The following is a 23,853-nucleotide window of genomic DNA, read 5'->3' on the forward strand; positions in this document are numbered from 1 at the left end:
TTGAAAGAAATTAGTTAACAGGAAATTAATTAAATTTCCAAATGAGTGAGTCACAAATTCAAAATTATCAAATCAGTCGCCCGCGCCAATGATAAGGGTATCGCAAGGCAGGAGAGACAAGATGGCAGGACTGGATAAACGCGTCGCCAGCTACGAAGCGGCGCTGGAAGGGTTAACGGACGGCATGACGCTGCTCGCCGGCGGCTTCGGCCTGTGCGGTATACCCGAGAATTTGATCGCCGAGGTGAAGCGTCGCCAGGTGAAGGGGCTGACGGTGGTTTCCAACAACTGCGGCGTCGATGGCTTCGGTCTCGGCATGCTGTTGGAGTCGCGCCAGGTCAGCAAGGTAGTGGCCTCTTACGTCGGGGAAAACGCGCTGTTTGAACAGCTGGTGCTGAGCGGCGAGCTGGCGGTAGAGCTCACCCCGCAGGGAACGCTGGCGGAAAAAATCCGCGCCGGCGGCGCCGGGATCCCCGGCTTTTACACCGCCACCGGCTATGGCACGCCGGTCGCCGAAGGCAAAGAGGTGCGCCAGTTCGACGGTAAAAATTACATTCTTGAACAAGCTATTCGCGGCGATTTCGCCCTCGTGAAGGGCTGGAAGGCTGACTGGTACGGCAATGTGGTTTATCGCCATACCGCACAGAATTTCAACCCGCTGATGGCCACCGCCGGGCGCATTACGGTGGTGGAGGTGGAAGAGATTGTGCCGCCGGGCGAACTGCCGCCCTCCGCCATTCACACCCCGGGGATCTATGTCGACCGGCTGATCGTCGGGCAATTCGAAAAACGCATTGAACAGCGCACCCTGCGCGCCGGAGGGCACTGAGATGTTAACCCGCGAACAAATGGCGATGCGCGTCGCCCAGGAGCTGCGCGACGGCGACTACGTCAACCTCGGGATCGGTATCCCGACGCTGGTGGCCAATTACATTCCCGCCGGCATTGAAGTGATGCTCCAGTCGGAGAACGGCCTGCTGGGGATGGGCGAGTTTCCCGATGAGCAAACTCTCGACGCCGACATGATCAACGCCGGCAAACAGACCGTCACCGCGCAAACCGGGGCGGCGATCTTCGATTCGGCCCAGTCGTTCGCCATGATCCGCGGCGGCCACGTCGATCTTACGGTTCTTGGCGCCTTTGAGGTCGACGTCGCAGGGAATATCGCCTCGTGGATGATCCCCGGAAAAATGGTCAAGGGGATGGGCGGCGCCATGGACCTGGTGGCCGGCGCGCAGAACATCATCGTGGTGATGACCCACGCCTCAAAGAACGGCGAATCCAAACTGCTGCCGCAGTGCACCCTGCCGCTCACCGGCGTGGGCTGCATTCGCCGGGTGCTCACCGACCTGGCCCTGCTGGACATTGTCGACGGGGCGTTTGTCCTGCGCGAAGTGGCCCCGGGGGTCAGCCCCGACGAGGTGATGCGTAAAACGGCGGGACGGCTGATCGTCGCCGACGACGTGCGCGAAATGCGCTTCAGCTAAGGAGAGACCATGACCGATATTGCCATAGTTGCTGCCGTACGCACCCCGGTCGGCAGCTTTCGCGGGGCCTTCGCCCCGCTTTCCGCCGTCGACCTCGGCGCGGCAGTGGTGCGCAGCCTGCTTGAACGCTGCCAGCTGCCCGCCGCAGCGGTCGATGAACTGATTTTCGGCCAGGTGCTCACCGCCGGCTGCGGGCAGAACCCGGCGCGCCAGACCGCGCTGCGGGCCGGCCTGCCGGTGGACACTCCAGCGGTCACCGTCAATCTGGTGTGCGGCTCAGGGCTGAAAGCGGTTCAGCAGGCGGTGCAGGCGATCCGCTGCGGCGACGCCGAGATCGTTATCGCCGGCGGCCAGGAGAGCATGAGCAATGCTCCCTATCTGATGAATGGCGCCCGCGACGGCCTGCGTTTCGGCCATGCCAGCCTGCAGGACAGCATGATCCAGGACGGCCTGTGGGACGCTTTTAACGACTACCACATGGGCATTACCGCCGAGAACCTTGCCGACGCCTTCGACATCAGCCGCGAGCGCCAGGACGCCTTCGCCGCCAGCTCCCAGCGCAAAGCGGCGGCCGCTATCGCCGCCGGACGCTTTCGCCAGGAGATCGTCCCGGTCAGCGTCCCGCAGGGCAAAAAGCCGCCGCGTGTCGTGACCGACGATGAGCAACCGCGCCCGGAGACCAGCGAGCAGCAGCTGGCCCAGCTGCGCCCGGCGTTTCGCCCGGCTGACGGCAGCGTCACCGCCGGGAATGCCTCATCGCTGAACGACGGCGCTGCGGCGGTCCTGCTGATGAGCGTCGATAAAGCGCACGAGCTTGGGCTGCCGGTGCTGGCGCGCATTGTCAGCGCGGCGGTCGCCGGGGTCGACCCGTCGGTGATGGGCATCGGCCCGGTGAGCGCCTGCCGCCAGGCGCTGCAGCGCGCCGGCTGGACGCTGGACGAGGTGGATCTGATCGAAGCCAACGAGGCCTTTGCCGTCCAGGCGCTGGCCGTCGGCCAGCTGCTCGAATGGGACAGCGAGAAGGTCAACGTTAACGGCGGCGCCATCGCCCTGGGCCATCCCATCGGCGCCTCCGGCTGCCGGATCCTCGTCAGTCTGGTGCATGAGATGCAGCGCCGGGGCGCCAGCAAAGGGCTGGCCACCCTGTGCGTCGGCGGCGGACAGGGCATCGCCATGACCCTTCAACGTTAACAGGAGCCACTATGTTTACACCACGCCTGGCGGTACTCGGCGCCGGACTGATGGGCGTCGGCATTGCCTGCCATTTCGCCCGTCACGGTCACGCCGTCCGCCTGTATGACACCGATCCGCAACGTCTCGCCGAGATACCCACAGTAGCCGAGGCGATCCTGCGCGAGCTGGAGGCGAGCGGTCAGCAGGCTCCCGCCGACCGCGACGCCGTGCTGAGCCGTTTAACCCCTACCCCGGCGCTGCAAGCGCTGGCGGACGCCACGCTGCTGATTGAAGCGATCCCCGAACGGCTGGGGCTGAAGCACGCCCTGTATGCCGAACTGGAAACGCTGATCGCCGACGAGGCGATTATCGCCAGCAACACCAGCGGCCTGCCGCCGGATCAACTGGCGCAGGGCATGCGCCTCCCGGAACGGCTACTGATCGCCCATTTCTGGCATCCGCCGCACCTGATCCCGCTGGTGGAAGTGGTGCCCGGGAGCGCCACCCTGCCTCATCTGGCGCGCCAGGTGAGCGACTTTTGCGCCGCCTGCGCGCTGGAAGCGGTGGTGCTCAACCGCGCCGCGCCGGGCTTTGTCGGCAACCGGCTGCAGTTCGCCCTGCTGCGCGAAGCGCTGCATATCGTCCACAGCGGCATCGCGTCCCCGGAGGTGGTGGACCAGGTGATGCGCGCCTCGCTGGGCCGCCGCTATGCGATGGTCGGCCCGCTGGAGGCAGCGGACATGACCGGCCTGGCGACGGTCCAGGATATCTGCCAGCACTTGCTGCCGGAGCTGGCCAGCGGCACCGAGATGATGTCGCTGGTGGCGGAGAAAGTAGCGCGAGGCGACACCGGCGCCCGCAGCGGGCAAGGCTTTTACCGCTGGGACGAGGCCCGGCGCCAGCGCATCCAGTCGCGCCGGGAACACCAGCTGCGCTTCGCCCTGAAGCCCTAGTATCGCGTTCTGTACCCCTACAATAACAATGAGAGTGAGACGTCGTGATGAGTGTGATAATAGCCCTGGCCGCGCTGGCATTACTGATGCTGGCAGCCTACCGTGGATACAGCGTGATCCTCTTTGCGCCGATCGCCGCCCTCGGCGCGGTGCTGCTCACCGACCCGGGCGCGGTCGGCCCGGCCTTTACCGGCCTGTTTATGGAAAAAATGGTCGGCTTTGTGAAGCTCTATTTCCCGGTGTTTCTGCTGGGCGCGGTATTCGGCAAGCTGATTGAGCTGTCGGGATTCTCGCGGTCGATTGTCGCCGCCGCCATCCGCATCCTTGGACGCCGCCATGCGATCCCGGTGATCGTGCTGGTGTGCGCCCTGCTGACCTACGGCGGGGTATCGCTGTTTGTGGTGGCCTTTGCCGTCTACCCTTTCGCCGCCGAGCTGTTTCGCCAGAGCGGGATCCCCAAACGGCTGATCCCAGCCACCGTCGCCCTCGGGGCCTTCTCGTTTACCATGGACGCCCTGCCCGGCACGCCGCAGATCCAGAATATTATTCCCACCAGCTTCTTCGGCACCAACGCCTGGGCGGCCCCGTGGCTGGGGCTTATCGGCTCGCTGTTCATTATCCTCTTCGGTTTGCTGTGGCTGGAGCGCCAGCGCCGCAAAGCGCAGGCCAGCGGCGAAGGCTATGGGACCGACCTGCAAAATGAGCCGGAGACCCCGGATGATATCAACCTGCCGCATCCGCTGATCGCTATCGCCCCGCTGCTGCTGGTGGGGGTGCTGAATCTGCTGTTTACCCACTGGATCCCGCAGTGGTACGGTGCCAGCCATGAGCTCACCCTCCCGGGTCTGGCGAAGCCTGTGGTCACCGAGGTGGGGAAAATCACCGCCATCTGGGCGGTACAGGCGGCGCTGCTCTCCGGCATTGTGCTGGTACTGGTCTGCGGCTACCGCAATATTCGCGGCCGGCTGGCAGAAGGAAGCCGGACGGCGGTGGGCGGGGCTATTCTCGCGGCGATGAACACCGCCTCTGAGTATGGCTTCGGCGCGGTTATCGCCGCCCTGCCGGGTTTCCTGGTGCTGTCGAAAGCCCTCGCGGCTATTCCCAATCCGCTGTTAAACGAGGCGATCAGCGTCACGGTGCTGGCCGGGATCACCGGCTCGGCCTCCGGGGGAATGAGCATCGCCCTGGCGGCGATGTCCGAGACCTTTGTCGCCGCCGCCCACGCCGCCAATATTCCGCTGGAGGTCCTGCACCGCGTCGCCGCCATGGCCAGCGGCGGCATGGATACCCTGCCGCATAACGGGGCGGTGATCACCCTGCTGGCGATCACCGGCCTGAGCCATCGCCAGGCCTATGGCGGCATTTTCGCCATCACGGTGATCAAAAGCCTCGCGGTACTGTTTGTCATTGCCACGTTCTATGTGACCGGCATTGTCTGAGACCCGACTGAAGGAGAAATATGATGAATTTAAACGGTAAAACAGCGCTGGTCACCGGCTCCACCAGCGGCATCGGCTTAGGGATCGCCAAAGTGCTGGCGCAGGCAGGCGCCCAGCTGGTGCTCAATGGCTTCGGCGACAGCAGCCACGCCCGGGCTGAAGTCGCCGCGCTGGGCAAGATCCCCGGCTATCATGACGCCGACCTGCGCGACGTCGGGCAGATCGAGGCGATGATGCGCTATGCCGAAAGCACCTTCGGCGGCGTCGATATCGTGATCAATAACGCCGGCATCCAGCACGTGGCCCCGGTGGAGCAGTTCCCGGTGGACAAATGGAACGACATCATCGCGATCAATCTCTCCAGCGTCTTCCACACCACTCGCCTGGCGCTGCCGGGCATGCGCCAGCGCAACTGGGGGCGCATCATCAACATTGCCTCAGTGCATGGCCTGGTGGCGTCGAAAGAGAAATCGGCCTATGTCGCCGCCAAGCACGCGGTGGTCGGCCTGACCAAAACCGTGGCCCTGGAAACCGCGCGCAGCGGCATCACCTGCAACGCCATCTGCCCCGGCTGGGTGCTGACTCCGCTGGTGCAGCAGCAGATCGATAAGCGCATCGCCGAGGGGGTCGACCCGGAGCAGGCCAGCGCCCAGCTGCTGGCGGAAAAGCAGCCCTCCGGGGAGTTTGTCACCCCGCAGCAACTGGGCGAAATGGCGCTGTTTCTGTGCAGCGACGCCGCCGCCCAGGTGCGCGGCGCGGCGTGGAACATGGACGGCGGCTGGGTGGCGCAGTAAGCCGCAGGCGTCGCGAAGATCAGAACATCGCCAGAAAGCGTTTCACCGTGCGCGAGCGCTCGAAGCGCCGCCAGGCGATGGCGATATCGGTCTTCAGCGGCGCCCCGCTGAGCGGGTGATAGCTGACGTTCGGCTGCTGGATGCAGGTCATTGACTGCGGGACCAGCGCGAAGCCGAACCCGGCATTGACCATGCTCAGCGACGACGAAATCTGCGACGACTGCCAGGCGCGCTCCATATCGATGCCGGCGCGCAGGCAGCTGTTGTACACCAGCTCATACAGCCCCGGAGCCACTTCCCGCGGGAAGAGGATCGGCGCCACGTCGCGCAGCTGCTCCAGGGCCAGGGTCGGCTGCGTCGCCAGCGGGTTATCGCGCGGCAGCGCGATAACCATCGGCTCCTCATCGATAATCCGCAGATTAAAAGCCTTACTGCTCTCGCACGGCAGACGGACGAAGGCAATATCCAGCTCGGCCTCGCTCAGGGCGGTCATCAGATTGGCCATGTTGTCTTCCATCTGGTGCAGGGTCACCCCGGGGTGGTCGAGCTGAAAACGGTGCAGCAGCGTGAAGATTTGCGGGTGGAAAGCATCAGAACTGGTAATGCCTAGCGACAGGCTGCCGTTCATCCCGCGGGCAATGCCCTTGGCCTTCTCCAGCGCCGCATCGCTCATGGCGAGGATCTGACGGGCATCCTCATAGAACGACTCACCGGCCTCGGTGAGCTCCACACCGCGGGTCAAACGCCGAAACAGCGGGGTCCCCACCTCGCGCTCAAGCCGCTGAATTTGCTGACTTAACGGAGGCTGTGAAATACCCAGTTCCTTGGCGGCCTGGGTGAAGTGCCGCGTCCTGGCGACGGCGACAAAATAGCGAAGATAACGAAGTTCCATATCGAAAACGTCTCAAACCAGCATGGTTTCTATATTGGAACTGTGAGCTGAATCGGGTCAACATTTATTTAACCTTTCTTATATTTGTTGAACGAGGAAGTGGTATATGAATCATTCTGCTGAATGCACCTGCGAAGAGAGTCTATGCGAAACCCTGCGGGCGTTTTCCGCGCAGCATCCCGAGAGCGTGCTCTATCAGACATCGCTCATGAGCGCCCTGCTAAGCGGGGTTTACGAAGGGAGCACCACCATCGCCGACCTGCTGAAGCACGGCGATTTCGGTCTCGGCACCTTTAATGAGCTGGACGGGGAGCTGATCGCCTTCAGCAGTCAGGTCTATCAGCTGCGGGCCGACGGCAGCGCGCGCAAAGCCCAGCCGGAGCAGAAAACGCCGTTCGCGGTGATGACCTGGTTCCAGCCGCAGTACCGGAAAACTTTCGACCACCCGGTGAGCCGCCAGCAGCTGCACGAGGTGATCGACCAGCAAATTCCCTCTGACAACCTGTTCTGCGCCCTGCGCATCGATGGCCATTTCCGCCATGCCCATACCCGCACCGTACCGCGCCAGACGCCGCCGTACCGGGCGATGACCGACGTCCTCGACGATCAGCCGGTGTTCCGCTTTAACCAGCGCGAAGGGGTACTGGTCGGCTTCCGTACCCCGCAGCATATGCAGGGGATCAACGTCGCCGGGTATCACGAGCACTTTATTACCGATGACCGCAAAGGCGGCGGTCACCTGCTGGATTACCAGCTCGACCACGGAGTGTTGACCTTCGGCGAAATTCACAAGCTGATGATCGACCTGCCCGCCGACAGCGCGTTCCTGCAGGCCAATCTGCATCCCGATAATCTCGATGCCGCCATCCGTTCCGTAGAAAGTTAAGGGGGTCACATGGACAAACAGTATCCGGTACGCCAGTGGGCGCACGGCGCCGATCTCGTCGTCAGCCAGCTGGAAGCCCAGGGGGTACGTCAGGTGTTCGGCATCCCTGGCGCCAAAATCGACAAGGTATTCGACTCACTGCTGGATTCCTCCATTCGCATTATTCCGGTACGCCACGAAGCCAACGCCGCGTTTATGGCCGCCGCCGTCGGGCGCATTACCGGTAAAGCCGGCGTGGCGCTGGTCACCTCCGGCCCGGGCTGCTCCAACCTGATCACCGGTATGGCCACCGCCAACAGCGAAGGCGACCCGGTGGTGGCCCTGGGCGGCGCGGTGAAACGCGCCGATAAAGCCAAACAGGTCCACCAGAGTATGGATACGGTGGCGATGTTCAGCCCGGTGACGAAATACGCCGTCGAGGTGACCGCGCCGGACGCGCTGGCGGAAGTGGTCTCCAACGCCTTCCGCGCCGCCGAGCAGGGCCGCCCGGGCAGCGCTTTCGTCAGCCTGCCGCAGGATGTGGTCGATGGCCCGGTCAGCGGCAAAGTACTGCCGGCCAGCGGGGCCCCGCAGATGGGCGCCGCGCCGGATGCCGCCATCGACCAGGTGGCGAAGCTTATCGCTCAGGCGAAAAACCCGATCTTCCTGCTCGGCCTGATGGCCAGCCAGCCGGAGAACAGCGCGGCGCTGCGCCGTTTGCTGGAGGCCAGCCATATTCCGGTCACCAGCACCTATCAGGCCGCCGGGGCGGTGAATCAGGATAACTTCTCTCGCTTCGCCGGCCGGGTCGGGCTGTTTAACAACCAGGCCGGGGACCGTCTGCTGCAGCTCGCCGACCTGGTGATCTGCATCGGCTACAGCCCGGTGGAATATGAACCGGCGATGTGGAACAGCGGCAACGCGACGCTGGTGCATATCGACGTCCTGCCCGCCTATGAAGAGCGCAACTACACCCCGGACGTCGAGCTGGTGGGCGATATCGCCGGCACCCTCAACAAGCTGGCGCAAAATATCGATCGCCGGCTGGTGCTCTCCCCGCAGGCGGCGGAGATCCTCCGCGACCGCCAGCACCAGCGCGAACTGCTGGACCGCCGCGGCGCGCAGCTGAATCAGTTTGCTCTGCATCCGCTGCGCATCGTTCGCGCCATGCAGGATATCGTCAACAGCGACGTCACGCTGACCGTGGACATGGGCAGCTTCCATATCTGGATTGCCCGCTACCTGTACAGCTTCCGCGCCCGTCAGGTGATGATCTCCAACGGCCAGCAGACCATGGGCGTCGCCCTGCCCTGGGCCATCGGCGCCTGGCTGGTCAATCCTGAGCGCAAAGTGGTCTCCGTCTCCGGCGACGGCGGCTTCCTGCAGTCGAGCATGGAGCTGGAGACCGCCGTCCGCCTGAAAGCCAACGTGCTGCACCTGATCTGGGTCGATAACGGCTACAACATGGTGGCCATCCAGGAAGAGAAAAAATATCAGCGCCTGTCCGGCGTCGAGTTCGGGCCGATGGATTTTAAAGCCTATGCCGAGTCCTTCGGCGCCAAAGGGTTTGCCGTGGAAAGCGCCGAGGCGCTGGAGCCGACCCTGCGCGCGGCGATGGACGTCGACGGCCCGGCGGTGGTGGCCATTCCGGTGGATTATCGTGATAACCCGCTGCTGATGGGCCAGCTGCATCTGAGTCAGATTCTGTAAGTCATCACAATAAGGAAAGGAAAATGAAAAAAGTCGCACTTGTTACCGGCGCCGGCCAGGGGATTGGTAAAGCTATCGCCCTTCGTCTGGTGAAGGATGGATTTGCCGTGGCCATTGCCGATTATAACGATGCCACCGCCAAAGCGGTCGCCTCGGAAATCAACCAGGCCGGCGGCCGCGCCATGGCGGTGAAAGTGGATGTTTCTGACCGCGACCAGGTATTTGCCGCCGTTGAACAGGCACGCAAAACGCTGGGCGGCTTCGACGTCATCGTCAATAACGCCGGCGTAGCGCCGTCCACGCCGATCGAGTCCATTACCCCGGAAATTGTCGACAAAGTCTACAACATCAACGTCAAAGGGGTGATCTGGGGCATTCAGGCGGCGGTCGAAGCCTTTAAGAAAGAGGGGCACGGCGGGAAAATCATCAACGCCTGTTCCCAGGCCGGCCACGTCGGCAACCCGGAGCTGGCGGTGTATAGCTCCAGTAAATTCGCGGTGCGCGGCTTAACCCAGACCGCCGCTCGCGACCTCGCGCCGCTGGGCATCACAGTCAACGGCTACTGCCCGGGGATCGTCAAAACGCCGATGTGGGCCGAAATTGACCGCCAGGTGTCAGAAGCCGCCGGTAAACCGCTGGGCTACGGTACCGCCGAGTTCGCCAAACGCATCACCCTCGGTAGGCTATCCGAGCCGGAAGATGTCGCCGCCTGCGTCTCCTATCTTGCCAGCCCGGATTCTGATTATATGACCGGTCAGTCATTGCTGATCGACGGCGGGATGGTGTTTAACTAATAAATAATAAGCTCTGACATGGCTTGCCCCTGCTTTCGCGCGGGGGCTTTTTTGGGTTTGAGTGTAAGCATTCCGGTGAAACGAACCCTCTATTGATTAGGTAGAGTCCGCTCCTGGCACTCAGGGGACTTTAACGACGTAGACGATGCTTCAGGGAACTTGTCATTATAAGTTCTTACTGCTTATTTGCGGGACCGCCGTCTGATTTGGGTTGGATCTTGACGACTAATCTTTGCGCTTTTCCTGGTTTCCCCTTTTCAAAACGCCATTTTTTCATCATTTTATCAATGATTTGATGTTCCAACTCCGGAGTCGTTGTCGATTCAAGTATCTTTACATTCTGAACTCTGCCATCTGAATCCACATCGTACTGAAGCCGCAGGAAACTCGGCAGTAGGTTTCCGTTCTTATCACGAGTGGTAATTGATGTGTTTGCAGAGGAAATGCTGCCTGAAGGTGTGCTGGCGCTGACCTGTGTGCCGGCGCAGAGTGCCAGGAACAATGGCAGAATCAGAGTGAATAGTCTGATAGCTTTCATAAATCGTCCGAACTCCAAAATTAATCATGAATCTTCACGTTACCAATGGCGCGAGTGACAGGTTACCAGCTGAGATGATCACTGAATACCGCGTCTTCAGTAGCAATCACGTTGACCTCCTGACCAGGCGTTTCGTACTACATCCATTCCCGATGACGTTTCGCTATCAGGACAAGTGGGCGCTGAGCGACTAAATCAACGATTCTTATGCCAGCTGTCAGCAGCACTATCCGGTTCGCCAGGGAACATGGCCGAGCTAACCCCCTCAAGTGATTAGCATTTATTCGCGTCCCGCGCTGAAGACCTTTAGCTAATCCTTTTTAACTTCGGTGCTCGGGATCTCCAGCGCTTGCAACGTTAAGAGGGTGTTCTCCGCGGGCTTAGCGGCAGCTTGCTGCTGATGCTAAGGGGGAGATTCTTCAGTCATTCCTGCGACACCTAGAGATTAACACGGAAGCGGCTGAGCATAGCGCCCGCAGGGAGAATCCCGGAGAGCGATGCGTGAGACCTTATCCCGGCTACGCTATGGGGCCGCTCTTGTGCCGTATTTTTGCCGGGTGGCGGCTGCGCCTTACCCGGCCTACAAAAACTCGCTAACTGACTGGCTTGCGCCGCGTTGAGTGGTACCTTGTGATGTCAGCGCTTTCCGCTCCTGGCATCAAGCGGACAAACCAGCAGAGCCAGAGGTCCGCCATCAGCGAGGAGCGGAAGTTGGTCATTATTCTGCTAGTCTGATAGACGGTGAACACAAAAATGGGATTTCAGTAATCATCTGATTCGCATCCCTCCTAATGAGACAGAGGATTCTACTATGGAACCTTATCGTACTTTTCTTATTACTGGCGCAACCAGAGGGATAGGAAGAGCGCTCAGTGACAAATTATCAGGACAGGGTCACCTTGTTGTGGGTATTGCCCGTCATGTTGATGCCGGCTTTCCGGGGGTTTTATATACGGCCGACCTGAGTAGTGCTGATGAAACTCGCGTAGTTTTATTAAAAATTACCGAAAATCATGAAATTCACGGCATCGTAAATAATGTAGGTGTGGCCTTACCTCAACAATTGGGAAACATTGATATTCAAACGTTCCTGAATGTTATGGATATCAATGTACGGGTGGCAGTTCAGATAACACAAGCGCTGGTTAGCAACATGAAGAGCAGAGGCTGGGGAAGAATTGTGAATGTATGTAGCCGTGCTATTTTCGGTGCGACTGACAGAACAGCTTACGCAGCGGCCAAAAGTGCTCTGGTAGGTTGTACACGAACCTGGGCCTTAGAGCTTGCTCAATTCGGGATCACCGCAAACGCGATTGCTCCCGGGCCAATAGAGACAGAGCTTTTTCATAGAACACGACCTGTTGGAAGTGAAGCAGAACAACGCATTTTATCGACAATACCTATGGGCAGACTTGGTTCTCCTGCTGAAGTGGCTTCAGCAATAGCCTTTCTTTTATCATCAGACGCGAGTTTTATTACTGGCGTAGTACTGCCTGTTGATGGTGGAGGAAGCCTGGGAGGACGTTAGAAACGTTAAGGGACTCTGTGGAAATAGACAGCGCCTATCCAGGGCTGGGATTTGATATTGTCGCAGTTAATAAGATATTTTTGACCTGTCAAACCCAATAAATACACTGATACATTTAAGCGAGACATATGAGTTTAAAGCCGCGTAAAATCGTTTTAATTCCCGGGTTTATGCTGAATGAAATGCTGTGGCATGAATTTGAAAGATACCTGCCGTCAAACTGTATTGTTCATCATGCATCTGTAACTGAAGGACGAACCATTCATGATGTAGTGCAGCATCTGATTACTTTTCTGCCTGAGAAGTTTTCTTTGATAGGTTTTTCGATGGGAGGGTATATTGCCCGACAACTGGCAGCAGAATTCCCTGAACGTGTAGAGTCCTTAGTGCTTATTGCCAGTTCCTTACGGGAAGATACGCCGTTAGAGGCTGAAGCAAAGCGGAAAAATGTGCAGTCATTGTCCCCCACAACGTTTAAGGGGCTGAGCAGCTATGCTATTGCCCGGTCACTCCACCCTCTCAACACATCAAATCAGGATATGATTTCAGCTATCCAGAAAATGGGATACTCTCTGGGATTTGAAGCCTTCATCACGCAATCATCCTTATCCAGACAAGGTATACCTTCTGCAACAATATGCTGTCCAACATTGGTTATAGCCAGTGAAGATGATGCCATCCGTTCGATGAAGGAGGCAAAAGAGTTGGTCGAAGCCATACCTTCTGCGTCGTTAAGAATTATTCGGGATTGCGGCCATATGATTCCGCTCGAACAGCCCAGGGAGTTGGCAAGAACTATTGTTGAATGGCTCCCGGCTACGTAAATTATTGGGCGTTTATCCGGCAAATATCCTGACTGACTTCATCAGGGTATGGTCTGTTCCTGGTCACCAGCAAACATGAAGTTCTGCAATAGCAACACGGAAGCGGCTGAGCATAGCGACAGCAGAGAAAATCCCGGATGGCGGCGTATGGCACCTTATCCCGGCTACGCTGTTGGGCCGCTCTTGTGCCGTATTTTTGCCGGGTGACAGCTACACCTTACCCTGCCCACGATTTGGCGCTCTATTCGCGCCCTTCGTAGGCCCGCGCAAGCGTAGCGCCGCCGGACAAGGACAGCGGGCACGGAGCCGATTTTGTGCCGGGTGGCGGCTACGCCTTACCCGGCCTACAGTTCGTGCGACCTGTCGTTAATTTATTCACCAGCCTTGCTGAAACTGCCGGTGCTGGCGGCCTCAAAATCGCTGAGACATTCCCGGAAGGCCGGGGCAGCCCGCATGGATGCGGGCTGAGGGCCGTGTTTTGCACGGACGCTGCCTCGGCCCGACCCGAAGCCTGCAGGGATAAGTCGAAGGGACCACGCAGTGGCGATTTTGCTGGCCGGAGCCCGGGGGTACAGGGAGCGGCGGCGACTGGCCGCCCCCTGTGCGCTCCCTGCGCCATGCCAGGCATAACGCAGACGATTAACCTGGAGCGCAAACTACGCTGAAGTCACGCGTGATAAACGCTTTGCCCGGGCTGAGAACCTGTAAAACCGATAACAGTCTCCCCCGCCGCCGGGCAAGATATCGCACCGTGGCCGCCATGTTGCCGGGTGGCGGCTGCGCCTTACCCGGCCTACAAAGACCTCCCGTCAGCTCATATCCCCGGGCCCACGCTAACGCAGCGCCGCCGGGAAGATATCAGGCTCCGAGCTCAACATGTTGCCGGGTGGCGCTTCGCTTACCCGGCCTACAAAGGCTGCCCGCGATTTGGCGCTCTATTCGCGCCCTTCGTAGGCCCGCGCAAGCGTAGCGCCGCCGGGCAAGGACAGCGGGCACGGAGCCGATTTTGTGCCGGGGGGCGGCTGCGCCTGACCCGGCCTACAAAACCAGGGCTGTCCGTACCGCCCTCGCGGCAGACCCCACGTTCAGCGCCGCCGGTCAGTTACTGCGCCTGCTGCTGCGCCTGCGCCAGCTGGCGGACGATCGCCTCGCGCCGCGCATCCCCTTCCGGCAGCCGGGCCAGCAACGCCTGCAGGGCCGCCACGGCTTCGGGGTAATCTTCATTACGCACCGCGCTCAGGGCCAGCATCTCCAGCACCGGCAGGCTGGTCGGCTGTCGCTGATGCAGGTCACGCAGCAGCAGCTCGCCCATCCGGACCTGACCGCTATCCCCCGCCCGCACCAGCGCGCTGGCATAATCGAAAGCCGCCGCCGGGTCGTCCGCCGCCAGCGCATGCGCCCGGCCAAAGGCGCCGATCGCCGTCTTGCCATCGTTCAACAGCAGACCCAGCCGCCCAAGCAACTGCCAGCCGGCGAGGTCGTGCGGAGTATTCTGCAGATGGCTGCGCAGGCCAAGCCGCAGCTCCGCCAGCTCATCCATACGCAGCGGCGGCGCGGTCGGGTCCTTAACCTGCTGCAGCAGCGCAGGATAATGCCGCTCCGCCTGCTGCCAGAGCAGCACCTGGCCAATATCGCTGGTTTTCAGATACAGGCCCAGACTCAGAACCACCAGCAGCAGCGCGCCCGGAAGCAGCGCCCAGCGGCTTAGCGGCCGTTCGCCAGGCTGTGCCTGGGGCGGGATATCGGTCAGCAGCGTGCGCTGCAGCTCGACGACCAGCGCCGGGTTGTCCTCGCCGCGCTCCTGCGTCAGCTCCTGCAGGCGCGACTGATACAGGGCGCGGTTGAGGGTATCGCGGTCCACCGCCCCGTTGCCCGTCCATGGGTAATAAAGCAGTCCCAGCGCGCCAGCCAGCAACAGCCCGGCGATAACCACCAACAGGCTCATCGTTCTTTTCCTTCTTTTAATAATTCCGCCAGCCGCTGGCGCTCTTCAGCGCTGAGCGCCGCGTCAGGGATGTCGCGACGACGCGCGCGGGCGATAATCATCCCGGCGCCCGCCAGGACGAACAGCCCCGGCCCCAGCCACAGCAGCACCGTGCCCGCGGTCAGCGGCGGCTCGTAGCTGACAAAATTGCCGTAGCGGGCCACCATATAGTCAACGATCTGCCCTTTCGTTTTCCCCTGCTGCATCAGTTCGTACACCTTCTGCCGCATATCGGCGGCAATCATCGCGTTCGAGTCGGCGATGCTGTTGTTCTGGCATTTCGGGCAGCGCAGCTGGGAGGTGATCTCGCGAAAGGCCTGCTCCTGGGCCTCATCCTTAAACTGCCAGGTATCGATGGCGGCCCACGCCTGGCCGGTCAGCATCAGCGCCAGCAGGATGCCCATTACCCCTCTCATCAGCCCGCCCCCCGGTTGTATTGATTCCACAGCGGCTGGAGCTCCTCGCGCCACACCCGTTCGTTCAGGTCGCCGGCGTGCCGCCAGCGGATGATGCCCTGACCGTCGATAAGAAACGTTTCCGGCGCGCCATAAACCCCCAGATCCAGGCCGAGCATGCCGTTGCCGTCGTACAGGCTCAGCCTGTACGGATTACCCAGGCGCTGCAGCCAGCTCATCGCCTTCTGCCGATCGTCTTTGTAGTTCATCCCCACCACCCGCACGCCCTGCTGCGCCAGGCCGTTGAGAAACTGATGCTCGGCGCGACAGGTTGGGCACCAGGTGGCCCAGACGTTGAGCAGCAGCGGCTTGCCGTCAATCAGCGTCCGCCGGTCCAGCGTCTGACCGGGGGTATTCAGCGCTTCAAGGCGAAACTCCGGCAGCGGTTTGCCGATCAGCGCCGACTCGAGGGTCGTCGGGTCGTCGCCATCGGCGTTGCGCATCAGCTGCCAGAACAGCGCAGCGGCCAGCGCCAGAAACAGCGCCAGCGGGATAAACAGCAGCTTCCGGTTCATGAGGCCTCCTGCAGCTTCTTACGCATCCGATAGCGCGGGTCGAGCATGCAGCACAGACCGCCGAGGGCCATCAGCACCCCGCCGTACCAGATCCAGCGAACGAACGGTTTGTAGTACAGACGTACCGCCCAGCTGCCGTCGCTCAGCTCTTCCCCCAGCGCGGCGTACAGATCGCGGGTCAGCCCGCCGCTGATCGCCGCCTCGGTCATCATCATCCGGCTGGCGGTGTAAAAGCGTTTCTCGGCATACAGCGTCGCTTCCGGGCGTCCGCTATGGGTCACGGCGATAATGCCTTCGCCGCCGGTCCAGTTGGGGCCGACGATATTGCGCACGCCGTTAAACACAAAGTGATAGCGATGGATATCGATACTGTCGCCGGGGCGCATCCGTACATCGCGCTCCACGCTGTAGTTCTGGCTAAAAGTGATGCCGATAACGGTCACCGCCACGCCGACGTGACCGAGCACCATCCCCCACTGGCTGCGGGTCAGCGTCCGCAGGCCGCGCCAGAAGCCGTGGCGATGAGTGGCCCGTTCGTGAACCTCCAGCAGGGCGAAGATCAGCACCCACAGGGCCATCATCAGGCCAATGACCGCCATGGCGGTGATACGGTCCTGTAGCAGCCACGGCAGCGCCAGAGAAAGTGACAACGTCACCAGCAGAGCGATAATCAGGCGCTTAATCTGCCTGGCGATGTCATCGCGCCGCCAGCGGATCAGCGGTCCCAGCCCCAGCAGCAGCGCAAACGGCGCCATCAGGGCGGTGAACATGGTATTGAAGAACGGCTCGCCGATGGAGATGCTGCCGAGGCCCAGCTCCTTATGCACCAGCGGCAACAGCGTCCCGAGGAGCACCACCAGCATCGCGGCCATCAGCAAAATATTGTTGCCAAGCAGGAACGACTCGCGCGACCACAGGGTATGTTCCACCCGCGCCCGCACCCGGCCGCCCTTCAGGGCGTACAGCAGCAGCGACCCGCCGATGGCGACAATCAGCAACGCCAGGATAAACAGCCCGCGCGATGGATCCGAGGCGAAGGCATGCACCGAGACCAGCACCCCGGAGCGCACCAGGAAGGTGCCCAGCAGGCACAGGGAGAAGGCGGCGATGGCCAGCAGCACCGTCCAGGCGCGGAAGCTGCCCCGCTTCTCGGTCACCGCCAGGGAGTGCAGCAGCGCGGTTCCAACCAGCCACGGCATAAACGAGGCGTTTTCCACCGGGTCCCAGAACCACCAGCCGCCCCAGCCCAGTTCGTAATAGGCCCACGCCGAGCCCAGCACGATGCCGAGGGTGAGGAACATCCATGCCGCCTGGGTCCAGGGACGCGACCAGCGCGCCCAGGCAGTATCCAGCCGGCCCGCCAGCAGCGAGGCGATGGCGAAGGCGAAAGCCACCGAGAAGCCGACGTACCCCATATAGAGGATCGGCGGATGGAAAATCATGCCGATATCCTGCAGCAGCGGATTGAGGTCGCGGCCATCAATGGGGTACTGCGGCAGGCCGCGGCTGAACGGGTTGGAGGTAAAGAGGATAAACAGCAGGAACCCCAAGGCGATCATCCCCATCACCGCCAGCACCCGGGCGACGGCGTCGAGCGGCATCCGGCGGCTGAAGAGGGCGACGGCGAAGGTCCAGACGCTGAGCAGCAGAACCCACAGCAGCAGCGAGCCCTCATGCGCCCCCCAGGTCGCCGCCACCCGATACCACACCGGCAGCGCGCTGTTGGAGTTTTCCGCCACGTAGCGGACGGTAAAGTCGTTGACCACGAAGGCGTGCACCAGCAGCAGGAAGGCGCCGCCGATACAGGCGAACAGCCCGCAGGCCAGCGGCCGGGCAAGGGCCATCAGCCGCCGGTCCTGCCGCGCCGCGCCCCACAGGGGATAGACGCTCAGGAGCAGCGCCAGCCCCGCCGCCAGACACAGTAAAAAGTTGCCCAGCTCCGGCATCATGGCTGCGCCCCCGTTTTCTCCGGCGTCATGGCGTTTTTCACCTCCGGCGGGGTGTAATTTTCATCATGTTTGGCCAGCACCTGCTGGGCGGTAATATGCCGCTCGCCGTCCAGCACGCCCTGGGCCACCACGCCCTGCCCCTCACGGAACAGGTCCGGCAGAATGCCCTTATAGCTAACGTCCACCACCCCGCGGGCGTCATACAGCTTAAAGCGCACGTCGAGAGTTTGCGGGTCGCGCTGCAGGGAGCCCGGCTGAACGTAGCCTCCCACCCGAAGGCGCTGCCCGGTATGGGGTAGCGCCCGGGTTTCCGTTTTGCCGTAGATAATTTCCCCCGGGGTGTAGAACAGATCGATATTGCTGCTCAGGGCGTACAGCGTCAGGCTGACGGTGAGCCCAAGTCCGGCGAGCACCGCCAGCACGATATACAGCCGGGTTTTACGACGCGCTTGCATCCGCGGCCTCCTTGTCATGTTCGCGGGCAGCAGCGATCCGCCGCTCGCGCGCCTGCTGGCGTCGCACTTCATGGAATAGCGCCCGCCGCGCCCACAGGGTGTGCACCGTCAGCAGGCCAAATGCGGCGACGGCCACCGCCACCGCCAGCCAGACGTACTGGGCATAGCCGCCCATATTCAGGAAGGCGGCGAACGAAGAAAAAGCGGGGCTCATCGGACGGCTCCTTTGTTAGCCAGCGCCACCACCCACGGTCGACGACGCTCCAGCTGGAGTATCAGGTTACGCAGGCGCATCAGGGTCAGGGTGACCGACAGCGCGAGGAAAGCAAAGATACAGATCCGCAGCGGCAGACGCATGCTCGGGTCGATGGTTTGCTGCAGGTTGGTCGAACCCTGGTGCAGGGTATTCCACCAGTAGACCGAGTAATGAATGATGGGCAGATTGACCACCCCGACCAGCACGAGGATCCCCGCCGCGCGCCCGGCCAGCCGCCGGTCGTCAAAGGCGTGCCACAGGGCGATGATCCCGGCATACAGAAACAGCAGCACCAGCTCCGAGGTCAGGCGGGCGTCCCAGATCCACCAGGTCCCCCACATTGGCTTGCCCCACGCCGCGCCGCTGACCAGCGCCACCAGGGTGCAGACCGCCCCCACCGGTGCCAGGGCGGCGATCGCCAGGTCGGCCATTTTGATCTGCCAGACCACCCCGATGAAGGCCGCGACGGCCATCGCCAGGTACAGCCCCATCGACCACATCGCCGCCGGGACATGAAGATACATGATCCGGTAGCTTTCCCCCTGCTGATAGTCCGCCGGGGCGAAGCCAAATCCCCACCCCAGACCGATGACCAGCAACAGCGCGCTCAACGCCGCCAGCCAGGGGATCCAGCATCCGCACAGGCGGTACAGCCGCTCGGGGATCGCCAGTTGATGTAACGCTTTCCACATAGACGCTTACTCACACGGTTATGATGGCCGCGCCCGCAGGCGCAGCGAATTATTGCACGGTCAGCCGCAGCGCGGCGGCGGTGGCGAACGGACACAGGGTGGCGCTGGCGGTTAAGAACGCCGCCAGCATCGCCAGATAGCCGCCGACCGGGAGCCCGGCGACGGCGGCCTGGCAGGCCGCGGTGGCGAAAATCAGCAGCGGCACCGCCAGCGGCAACACCAGCAGGCTCAGCAGGACGCCGCCGCGCTTCAGGCCGACCGTCAGGCCAACCCCCACCGCGCCGAGAAAACTGAGCGTCGGGGTGCCGAGCAGCAAGGTCAGCGCCAGCACGCCGGCGTCATGCAGACTCATCCCCAGCAGCAGCGCCGCCAGCGGCGAGACGATCAGCAGCGGCAGGCCGCTCATCATCCAGTGGGCAACCACCTTCACCAGCACCACCGCCACCAGCGGCGTCGGCAGGAGCATCAGTTGCTCCAGGGAACCGTCCTGCCAGTCGTCGCGAAACAACCGATCCATCACCAGCAGCGCCGCCAGCAGCGCGGCGACCCACACCACGCCCGGCGCAATCTGCGCCAGCAGCTGCGGCGCGGCGCCTACGCCGAACGGAAACAGGGTGATGACGATCAGAAAGAACCAGAGGGGATTGAGGATCTCCGCCCCGCTGCGCCACGCCAGGCGCAGTTCCCGGGCCAACAGCGCACGCATCATTGCCCGCCTCCAGCCTCGCCGCCGAGGCGCAGGGTGCGCAACGGACAGCCCAGCGGCCGCAGCGGCTGGTGGGTGGTGAGGATGGCGCATCCCCCCTGCCGGGCGTGCTGTTCCAGGCGACGGGTCAGGGTTTCCATCGCCGTGGCGTCGAGGGCGGTGAACGGCTCATCGAGGATCCACAGCGGCGCGTCGGTTAACCACAGGCGGGTGAGCGCCACCCGACGCTGCTGCCCGGCGGAGAGCTGGCTCAAGGGGAGATCTTCATAGCCCGCCAGGCCGACGGCAGCGAGGGCGCGTTCCCGCTGCTGAAGGCGGCTGGCCGGAAAGAAGAAACGCAGGTTTTCATCGGCGGTCAGCGCCGCGTTGACGCCGGATTTATGGCCCAGCCACAGCAGCTGACGGTGAAATGACTCCCGGACCTTCGCCAGCGGCTGGCCCTGCCAGCTCACCACCCCGCTTTCCGGGCGCGCCAGGCCGCAAAGGATCCGCAGCAGCGAGGTTTTCCCCGCGCCGTTATCACCGGCGACCTGCAGCAGCTCGCCGGCAGCGAGGGACAGCGTCAGCGCCGCAAACAGCGGTCGATCGTCAACGATGCAGGTCAGTCGCTCTGCATGCAGCATGAAGGCAAACTCCTTGATTCAGACAGTATTTTACGTCCTGGCTAAGTATGGGTTGCGCCGCGTGGGCGACGCAACCCTGACGGTTACTGTCCGGCCCCCGGCAGCTTCGAGATATCAGCGTTGCCTAACGCCTTCTCATCGTGCGCCGCGGTCTCCTTACGCACCTTCGCCACATCGCTGGCGCTGACCGCCGGCGCGTTGTTGCCCCAGCTGGTGCGGATGAAGTTGACCACATCCGCCACCTGCTGGTCGTCCAGACGCCAGCCGAACGATGGCATGGTCAGGTTGGAGACCGCGTCTTTCACCGCCGGCGTGGTGCTCCCGGTCAGAACGATATGGATAAGAGAAGTGGCATCTTCGGTCTGCACCACCGGATTGCCCTTCAGCGACGGGAAGGCGCGTTTATAGCCTACGCCGTCGGTGCGGTGGCAGGCGGCGCAGTTATCGACGTACAGCGCGGCGCCGGTTTTGCTGTCGTTACCCTTCCACAGATCTTTCGCCACGCTGTCTTCCACCGGGGCTGGGGTCTGTTTGCCTCCGCGCGGCGGGAGCGACTTCAGATAGCGGGCGATGGCGGTGATGTCGTCATCAGAAAGATACTGCAGACTGTGCTCCACCACATCGCTCATGCCGCCGAAGACCACCGATTTATCGTTACGTCCGGTTTTCAGGAACTCGGCCAGCTCGGCTTCGCTCCAGGTCCCCAGACCGTCGCGGTTTTCGCCGCGCAGGCTGGAGGCAACCCAGCCGTCAATCGGCGCATTGCTGCCCGCCAGGTAATCATCGCCTTCGCTTTCGCTGAGCGCTTTTTCCTGCATCGTCAGGCTACGCGGGGTATGACAGGCGCCGCAGTGGCCCAGGCCTTCCACCAGATAGCGGCCGCGCTCCAGCACCGGGTCAACCTGCGTGTTGGCGACAAAGTCGCTCGGCGTCGGCGCGAAGATGCCGCGCCAGAACGCCAGCGGCCAGCGCATCGACAGCGGCCACGGGATGTCGGTGTCCTTGTTGGCGACATTCACCGGCTCCACGCCGTGCATAAAGTAGGCGTACATGGCGCGCATGTCCGCTTCGCTGATCCGTGCGAACGAGGGATACGGCATCGCCGGATAGAGTGTGGAACCATCTTTCCGCACGCCCTTGCGCACCGCGTCGTCGAACTCTTCGAAGGTGTACCCGCCAATGCCGTGTTCTTTATCCGGCGTGATATTGGTGGAGTAGATGGTGCCGATCGGCGTCTCCATCGGCAGACCGCCGGCGAAAGGTTTGCCCGCTTTGCCGTTGGTGTGGCAGGCGACACAGTCCCCCGCCCGCGCCAGATACTCCCCTTGCTTAATCAGATTGCTGTCCACAGGCGCCTCTTCGGCGAAGGCCGCGCAGCTCAATGCCCCAAGCACCAGGGCCGATAACCATTGCATTTTCATCATCTGCCTTCCTTTATGCCTGCACCAGGGGACCCGGATTTTTCAGATACTGCTCGCGGATCGCCTTCGCTGACCAGTAGGCCAGCGCGGCCACCGTGCCGGTTGGGTTATAGCCCAGCCCCTGCGGGAAAGCGGAGGCGCCGATGACGAAGACGTTATGCACGTCCCAGCTTTGCAGATAACGGTTAACGGCGCTGGTTTTCGGATCCTCCCCCATCACCGCCCCGCCGTTCATATGGGTGGTCTGGTAGGTGGTGGTATCAAAGTGGCTGTTGGCGTTTTTCGGGCTGCCGAGGATATATTTCGGCTTCATCGCTTTGGCGATCGGCGCCATCTTATCGAACATAAACTGCGCCATCTTGATGTCGTTTTCCTGCCAGTCGAAGGTCATGCGCAGCAGCGGCTGGCCAAAGACGTTTTTGTAGTTCGGATCAAGATCGAGGTAGTTCTGCCGATAGGACTGGTGCGCGCCGTGGGCATCCATCGACAGGTGATGGGTGTAGGTATCGGCCACCGCCGCTTTCCACTTGCTGCCCCACGCCGGGGTGCCCGGCGGTACCGGGAAACCGGAGATGGGCTTGGTCCCGGCCTGGTTGACCCAGAACGGCGAACCGCCGACAAAGCCGGCCGCGCCGTGGTCGAAGTTGTCGGCGTTGAAGTCGTCGACGCCGACGCCGTTGCCGCCCGCGCCGATAAACGGGTTGGTATAAGTGTCTTTGTCGAAAATGGCCTTGATGGTGGTCATGTTCTGGTAGGCGAAGTTACGCCCCACCACCCCTTCGCCGGTCTCCGGATTGTACGGTTTACCGATCCCGGAGAGCAGCATCAGGTGCACGTTATGGAACTGGAAGGCGCCGATGATCACCAGGTCCGCCGGCTGCTCCATTTCGCGCCCCTGGCCGTCGACGTAGGTCACGCCGGTGGCGCGGGATTTGTCGTCGGTCAGGTTGACCTTCAGCACGTTGGCGTTGGTCCGCAGCTCAAAGCGTTTTTCCTGGCGCAGCGCCGGCAGGATGTTCACGTTCGGCGAGGCTTTAGAGTACATGTAGCAGGCGTAGCCGCTGCAGAAACCGCAGAAGTTGCACGGACCCATCTGCGCGCCATAGGGGTTGGTATAGGAGTCGGAGGTGTTGGCCGACGGCAGGTTGTAGGGATGGTAACCCACCTCGAGCGCCGCTTTTTCAAACAGCTGCGCTGACCAGGTGTTTTTCTGCGCCGGCAGCGGGAAGTCGTCTGAGCGGTCCGGGGCGAAAGCGTTGCCGCCGCGGCCTTTACCGACGACCTTGCCTTTGATCGACCAGGCGGTCCCGGAGGTGCCGAACACTTTCTCCGCTTTATCGAAGAACGGTTCCAGCTCGTCGTAGGTGACGCCGAAATCCTGGATGATCATATCCTGGGGAATGAAGTTTTTGCCGTAGCGCTCTTCATAGTGGCTGCGCATCCGCAGTTCGATGGGATCGACGCGGAAATGGACGCCGGACCAGTGCAGCCCGGCCCCACCCACGCCGGTACCCGGCAGGAAAGCCGCCAGCTGGCGATACGGCACCGCCTGCTGGCTGGTGTTATGGCGGATGGTGACGGTGCTTTTCGACAGATCCTGGAACAGCTTGCGGCGGATGTTGTAGGTCAGCTCATCAATCACCTGCGGATAGGCGCCGTCCGGCCAGGTGTCGCGCATCGGGCCACGCTCCAGCGCCACGACGTTGAGCCCGGCTTCGGTCAGCTCTTTGGCCATGATCGCCCCAACCCAGCCGAAGCCGACGATCGCGACATCGGTTTTTTTCAATACGGTGGCCATGA

At 62.0% G+C, this 23,853-nt stretch carries 24 protein-coding genes; 11 read left to right on the forward strand and 13 right to left on the reverse strand.

Annotated elements, in window-relative coordinates:
• Nucleotides 1-121: 121 nt before the first annotated feature.
• Genes ABLU73_RS18175 through ABLU73_RS18200 form a run of 6 tightly spaced genes read left to right on the forward strand, consistent with a single transcriptional unit; the run spans nt 122 to nt 5,846 of the window.
• Nucleotides 122-829, forward strand: a complete 708-nt coding sequence (locus tag ABLU73_RS18175; protein ID WP_004202983.1) for a CoA transferase subunit A — start codon at nt 122-124, stop codon at nt 827-829.
• Between the two features lies 1 nt (nt 830).
• Complete coding sequence (locus tag ABLU73_RS18180) at nt 831-1,487, forward strand: CoA transferase subunit B (RefSeq protein WP_004202984.1); 657 nt, start codon at nt 831-833, stop codon at nt 1,485-1,487.
• Nucleotides 1,488-1,496: 9 nt separating this feature from the next.
• Complete coding sequence (locus tag ABLU73_RS18185) at nt 1,497-2,678, forward strand: acetyl-CoA C-acetyltransferase (RefSeq protein WP_004202985.1); 1,182 nt, start codon at nt 1,497-1,499, stop codon at nt 2,676-2,678.
• Nucleotides 2,679-2,689: 11 nt separating this feature from the next.
• Nucleotides 2,690-3,613 (forward strand): 3-hydroxyacyl-CoA dehydrogenase family protein, encoded by a 924-nt coding sequence (locus ABLU73_RS18190; protein ID WP_048295006.1) that lies wholly within the window; start codon nt 2,690-2,692, stop codon nt 3,611-3,613.
• A gap of 44 nt (nt 3,614-3,657) precedes the next feature.
• Nucleotides 3,658-5,052, forward strand: a complete 1,395-nt coding sequence (locus tag ABLU73_RS18195) for a GntP family permease (RefSeq protein WP_196531944.1) — start codon at nt 3,658-3,660, stop codon at nt 5,050-5,052.
• A gap of 23 nt (nt 5,053-5,075) precedes the next feature.
• Nucleotides 5,076-5,846, forward strand: a complete 771-nt coding sequence (locus tag ABLU73_RS18200; RefSeq protein WP_004202988.1) for a 3-hydroxybutyrate dehydrogenase — start codon at nt 5,076-5,078, stop codon at nt 5,844-5,846.
• A 19-nt stretch (nt 5,847-5,865) separates the two neighbouring features.
• Here the strand turns inward: ABLU73_RS18200 and ABLU73_RS18205 are convergent, their stop codons facing one another.
• Nucleotides 5,866-6,738, reverse strand: a complete 873-nt coding sequence (locus ABLU73_RS18205; RefSeq protein ID WP_004145376.1) for a LysR family transcriptional regulator — start codon at nt 6,736-6,738, stop codon at nt 5,866-5,868.
• Between the two features lie 106 nt (nt 6,739-6,844).
• Here ABLU73_RS18205 and budA point away from each other — a divergent pair, with 106 nt between their 5' ends.
• Genes budA through ABLU73_RS18220 form a run of 3 tightly spaced genes read left to right on the forward strand, consistent with a single transcriptional unit; the run spans nt 6,845 to nt 10,107 of the window.
• On the forward strand, nt 6,845-7,624 hold the full coding sequence (gene budA, locus ABLU73_RS18210) for an acetolactate decarboxylase (RefSeq protein ID WP_002908205.1): 780 nt from the start codon (nt 6,845-6,847) through the stop codon (nt 7,622-7,624).
• A gap of 9 nt (nt 7,625-7,633) precedes the next feature.
• Nucleotides 7,634-9,313 carry an acetolactate synthase AlsS gene (gene alsS / locus ABLU73_RS18215; protein ID WP_004202990.1) on the forward strand — a complete coding sequence of 560 codons (1,680 nt, stop codon included), beginning with the start codon at nt 7,634-7,636 and terminating at the stop codon, nt 9,311-9,313.
• Between the two features lie 23 nt (nt 9,314-9,336).
• Entirely contained in the window at nt 9,337-10,107 is a 771-nt protein-coding gene (locus tag ABLU73_RS18220) for a (S)-acetoin forming diacetyl reductase (protein ID WP_004151179.1), read from the forward strand.
• 175 nt (nt 10,108-10,282) lie between these two features.
• Here the strand turns inward: ABLU73_RS18220 and ABLU73_RS18225 are convergent, their stop codons facing one another.
• Complete coding sequence (locus ABLU73_RS18225; RefSeq protein WP_004202991.1) at nt 10,283-10,645, reverse strand: TonB family protein; 363 nt, start codon at nt 10,643-10,645, stop codon at nt 10,283-10,285.
• Nucleotides 10,646-11,456: 811 nt separating this feature from the next.
• Between ABLU73_RS18225 and ABLU73_RS18230 the strand changes: the two genes are divergently transcribed.
• The gene (locus ABLU73_RS18230) at nt 11,457-12,173 is read left to right on the forward strand and encodes an SDR family oxidoreductase (RefSeq protein ID WP_017899578.1); all 717 of its coding nucleotides are present in this window, start codon (nt 11,457-11,459) and stop codon (nt 12,171-12,173) included.
• Nucleotides 12,174-12,301: 128 nt separating this feature from the next.
• Nucleotides 12,302-12,997 carry an alpha/beta hydrolase gene (locus ABLU73_RS18235; RefSeq protein ID WP_017899579.1) on the forward strand — a complete coding sequence of 232 codons (696 nt, stop codon included), beginning with the start codon at nt 12,302-12,304 and terminating at the stop codon, nt 12,995-12,997.
• A gap of 1,102 nt (nt 12,998-14,099) precedes the next feature.
• Here the strand turns inward: ABLU73_RS18235 and ccmI are convergent.
• From ccmI to ABLU73_RS18290, 11 genes are all read right to left on the reverse strand, one after another.
• Entirely contained in the window at nt 14,100-14,942 is an 843-nt protein-coding gene (ccmI, locus tag ABLU73_RS18240; protein WP_264924693.1) for a c-type cytochrome biogenesis protein CcmI, read from the reverse strand.
• The gene (locus ABLU73_RS18245) at nt 14,939-15,385 is read right to left on the reverse strand and encodes a cytochrome c-type biogenesis protein (protein WP_074377610.1); all 447 of its coding nucleotides are present in this window, start codon (nt 15,383-15,385) and stop codon (nt 14,939-14,941) included. Before ABLU73_RS18245 ends, ccmI begins: the two co-directional genes overlap by 4 nt.
• 11 nt (nt 15,386-15,396) lie before the next feature.
• Entirely contained in the window at nt 15,397-15,951 is a 555-nt protein-coding gene (locus tag ABLU73_RS18250; protein WP_004202997.1) for a DsbE family thiol:disulfide interchange protein, read from the reverse strand.
• Nucleotides 15,948-17,900, reverse strand: coding sequence for a heme lyase CcmF/NrfE family subunit (locus ABLU73_RS18255; protein ID WP_049092281.1), 1,953 nt, complete (start codon nt 17,898-17,900; stop codon nt 15,948-15,950). Before ABLU73_RS18255 ends, ABLU73_RS18250 begins: the two co-directional genes overlap by 4 nt.
• A complete protein-coding gene (ccmE, locus tag ABLU73_RS18260) occupies nt 17,897-18,355 on the reverse strand; it encodes a cytochrome c maturation protein CcmE (RefSeq protein WP_004143391.1) in 459 nt (152 codons plus the stop codon). Before ccmE ends, ABLU73_RS18255 begins: the two co-directional genes overlap by 4 nt.
• A complete protein-coding gene (ccmD, locus tag ABLU73_RS18265) occupies nt 18,339-18,569 on the reverse strand; it encodes a heme exporter protein CcmD (protein WP_023286548.1) in 231 nt (76 codons plus the stop codon). Before ccmD ends, ccmE begins: the two co-directional genes overlap by 17 nt.
• Entirely contained in the window at nt 18,566-19,303 is a 738-nt protein-coding gene (locus tag ABLU73_RS18270; protein ID WP_032456216.1) for a heme ABC transporter permease, read from the reverse strand. Before ABLU73_RS18270 ends, ccmD begins: the two co-directional genes overlap by 4 nt.
• 49 nt (nt 19,304-19,352) lie before the next feature.
• Nucleotides 19,353-20,012, reverse strand: a complete 660-nt coding sequence (gene ccmB, locus ABLU73_RS18275) for a heme exporter protein CcmB (protein ID WP_029602292.1) — start codon at nt 20,010-20,012, stop codon at nt 19,353-19,355.
• On the reverse strand, nt 20,009-20,632 hold the full coding sequence (gene ccmA, locus ABLU73_RS18280; protein WP_264924692.1) for a cytochrome c biogenesis heme-transporting ATPase CcmA: 624 nt from the start codon (nt 20,630-20,632) through the stop codon (nt 20,009-20,011). Before ccmA ends, ccmB begins: the two co-directional genes overlap by 4 nt.
• A gap of 83 nt (nt 20,633-20,715) precedes the next feature.
• The gene (locus ABLU73_RS18285; protein WP_255896762.1) at nt 20,716-22,056 is read right to left on the reverse strand and encodes a cytochrome c; all 1,341 of its coding nucleotides are present in this window, start codon (nt 22,054-22,056) and stop codon (nt 20,716-20,718) included.
• Between the two features lie 10 nt (nt 22,057-22,066).
• Nucleotides 22,067-23,851 (reverse strand): GMC family oxidoreductase, encoded by a 1,785-nt coding sequence (locus tag ABLU73_RS18290; RefSeq protein ID WP_002908285.1) that lies wholly within the window; start codon nt 23,849-23,851, stop codon nt 22,067-22,069.
• Nucleotides 23,852-23,853: the final 2 nt, after the last annotated feature.

This window comes from Klebsiella sp. GG_Kp175 (assembly GCF_040062325.1).
GTDB lineage: Bacteria > Pseudomonadota > Gammaproteobacteria > Enterobacterales > Enterobacteriaceae > Klebsiella > Klebsiella quasipneumoniae.

Coding starts and splice junctions, on each gene's coding strand:
- ABLU73_RS18175 (WP_004202983.1), top strand. CDS start 122: ATGGCAGGACTGGATAAACGCGTCGCCAGCTACGAAGCGGCGCTGGAA.
- ABLU73_RS18180 (WP_004202984.1), top strand. CDS start 831: ATGTTAACCCGCGAACAAATGGCGATGCGCGTCGCCCAGGAGCTGCGC.
- ABLU73_RS18185 (WP_004202985.1), top strand. CDS start 1,497: ATGACCGATATTGCCATAGTTGCTGCCGTACGCACCCCGGTCGGCAGC.
- ABLU73_RS18190 (WP_048295006.1), top strand. CDS start 2,690: ATGTTTACACCACGCCTGGCGGTACTCGGCGCCGGACTGATGGGCGTC.
- ABLU73_RS18200 (WP_004202988.1), top strand. CDS start 5,076: ATGAATTTAAACGGTAAAACAGCGCTGGTCACCGGCTCCACCAGCGGC.
- ABLU73_RS18205 (WP_004145376.1), bottom strand. CDS start 6,738: ATGGAACTTCGTTATCTTCGCTATTTTGTCGCCGTCGCCAGGACGCGG.
- budA (WP_002908205.1), top strand. CDS start 6,845: ATGAATCATTCTGCTGAATGCACCTGCGAAGAGAGTCTATGCGAAACC.
- alsS (WP_004202990.1), top strand. CDS start 7,634: ATGGACAAACAGTATCCGGTACGCCAGTGGGCGCACGGCGCCGATCTC.
- ABLU73_RS18220 (WP_004151179.1), top strand. CDS start 9,337: ATGAAAAAAGTCGCACTTGTTACCGGCGCCGGCCAGGGGATTGGTAAA.
- ABLU73_RS18225 (WP_004202991.1), bottom strand. CDS start 10,645: ATGAAAGCTATCAGACTATTCACTCTGATTCTGCCATTGTTCCTGGCA.
- ABLU73_RS18230 (WP_017899578.1), top strand. CDS start 11,457: ATGGAACCTTATCGTACTTTTCTTATTACTGGCGCAACCAGAGGGATA.
- ABLU73_RS18235 (WP_017899579.1), top strand. CDS start 12,302: ATGAGTTTAAAGCCGCGTAAAATCGTTTTAATTCCCGGGTTTATGCTG.
- ccmI (WP_264924693.1), bottom strand. CDS start 14,942: ATGAGCCTGTTGGTGGTTATCGCCGGGCTGTTGCTGGCTGGCGCGCTG.
- ABLU73_RS18245 (WP_074377610.1), bottom strand. CDS start 15,385: ATGGGCATCCTGCTGGCGCTGATGCTGACCGGCCAGGCGTGGGCCGCC.
- ABLU73_RS18250 (WP_004202997.1), bottom strand. CDS start 15,951: ATGAACCGGAAGCTGCTGTTTATCCCGCTGGCGCTGTTTCTGGCGCTG.
- ABLU73_RS18255 (WP_049092281.1), bottom strand. CDS start 17,900: ATGATGCCGGAGCTGGGCAACTTTTTACTGTGTCTGGCGGCGGGGCTG.
- ccmE (WP_004143391.1), bottom strand. CDS start 18,355: ATGCAAGCGCGTCGTAAAACCCGGCTGTATATCGTGCTGGCGGTGCTC.
- ccmD (WP_023286548.1), bottom strand. CDS start 18,569: ATGAGCCCCGCTTTTTCTTCGTTCGCCGCCTTCCTGAATATGGGCGGC.
- ABLU73_RS18270 (WP_032456216.1), bottom strand. CDS start 19,303: ATGTGGAAAGCGTTACATCAACTGGCGATCCCCGAGCGGCTGTACCGC.
- ccmB (WP_029602292.1), bottom strand. CDS start 20,012: ATGATGCGTGCGCTGTTGGCCCGGGAACTGCGCCTGGCGTGGCGCAGC.
- ccmA (WP_264924692.1), bottom strand. CDS start 20,632: ATGCTGCATGCAGAGCGACTGACCTGCATCGTTGACGATCGACCGCTG.
- ABLU73_RS18285 (WP_255896762.1), bottom strand. CDS start 22,056: ATGATGAAAATGCAATGGTTATCGGCCCTGGTGCTTGGGGCATTGAGC.
- ABLU73_RS18290 (WP_002908285.1), bottom strand. CDS start 23,851: ATGGCCACCGTATTGAAAAAAACCGATGTCGCGATCGTCGGCTTCGGC.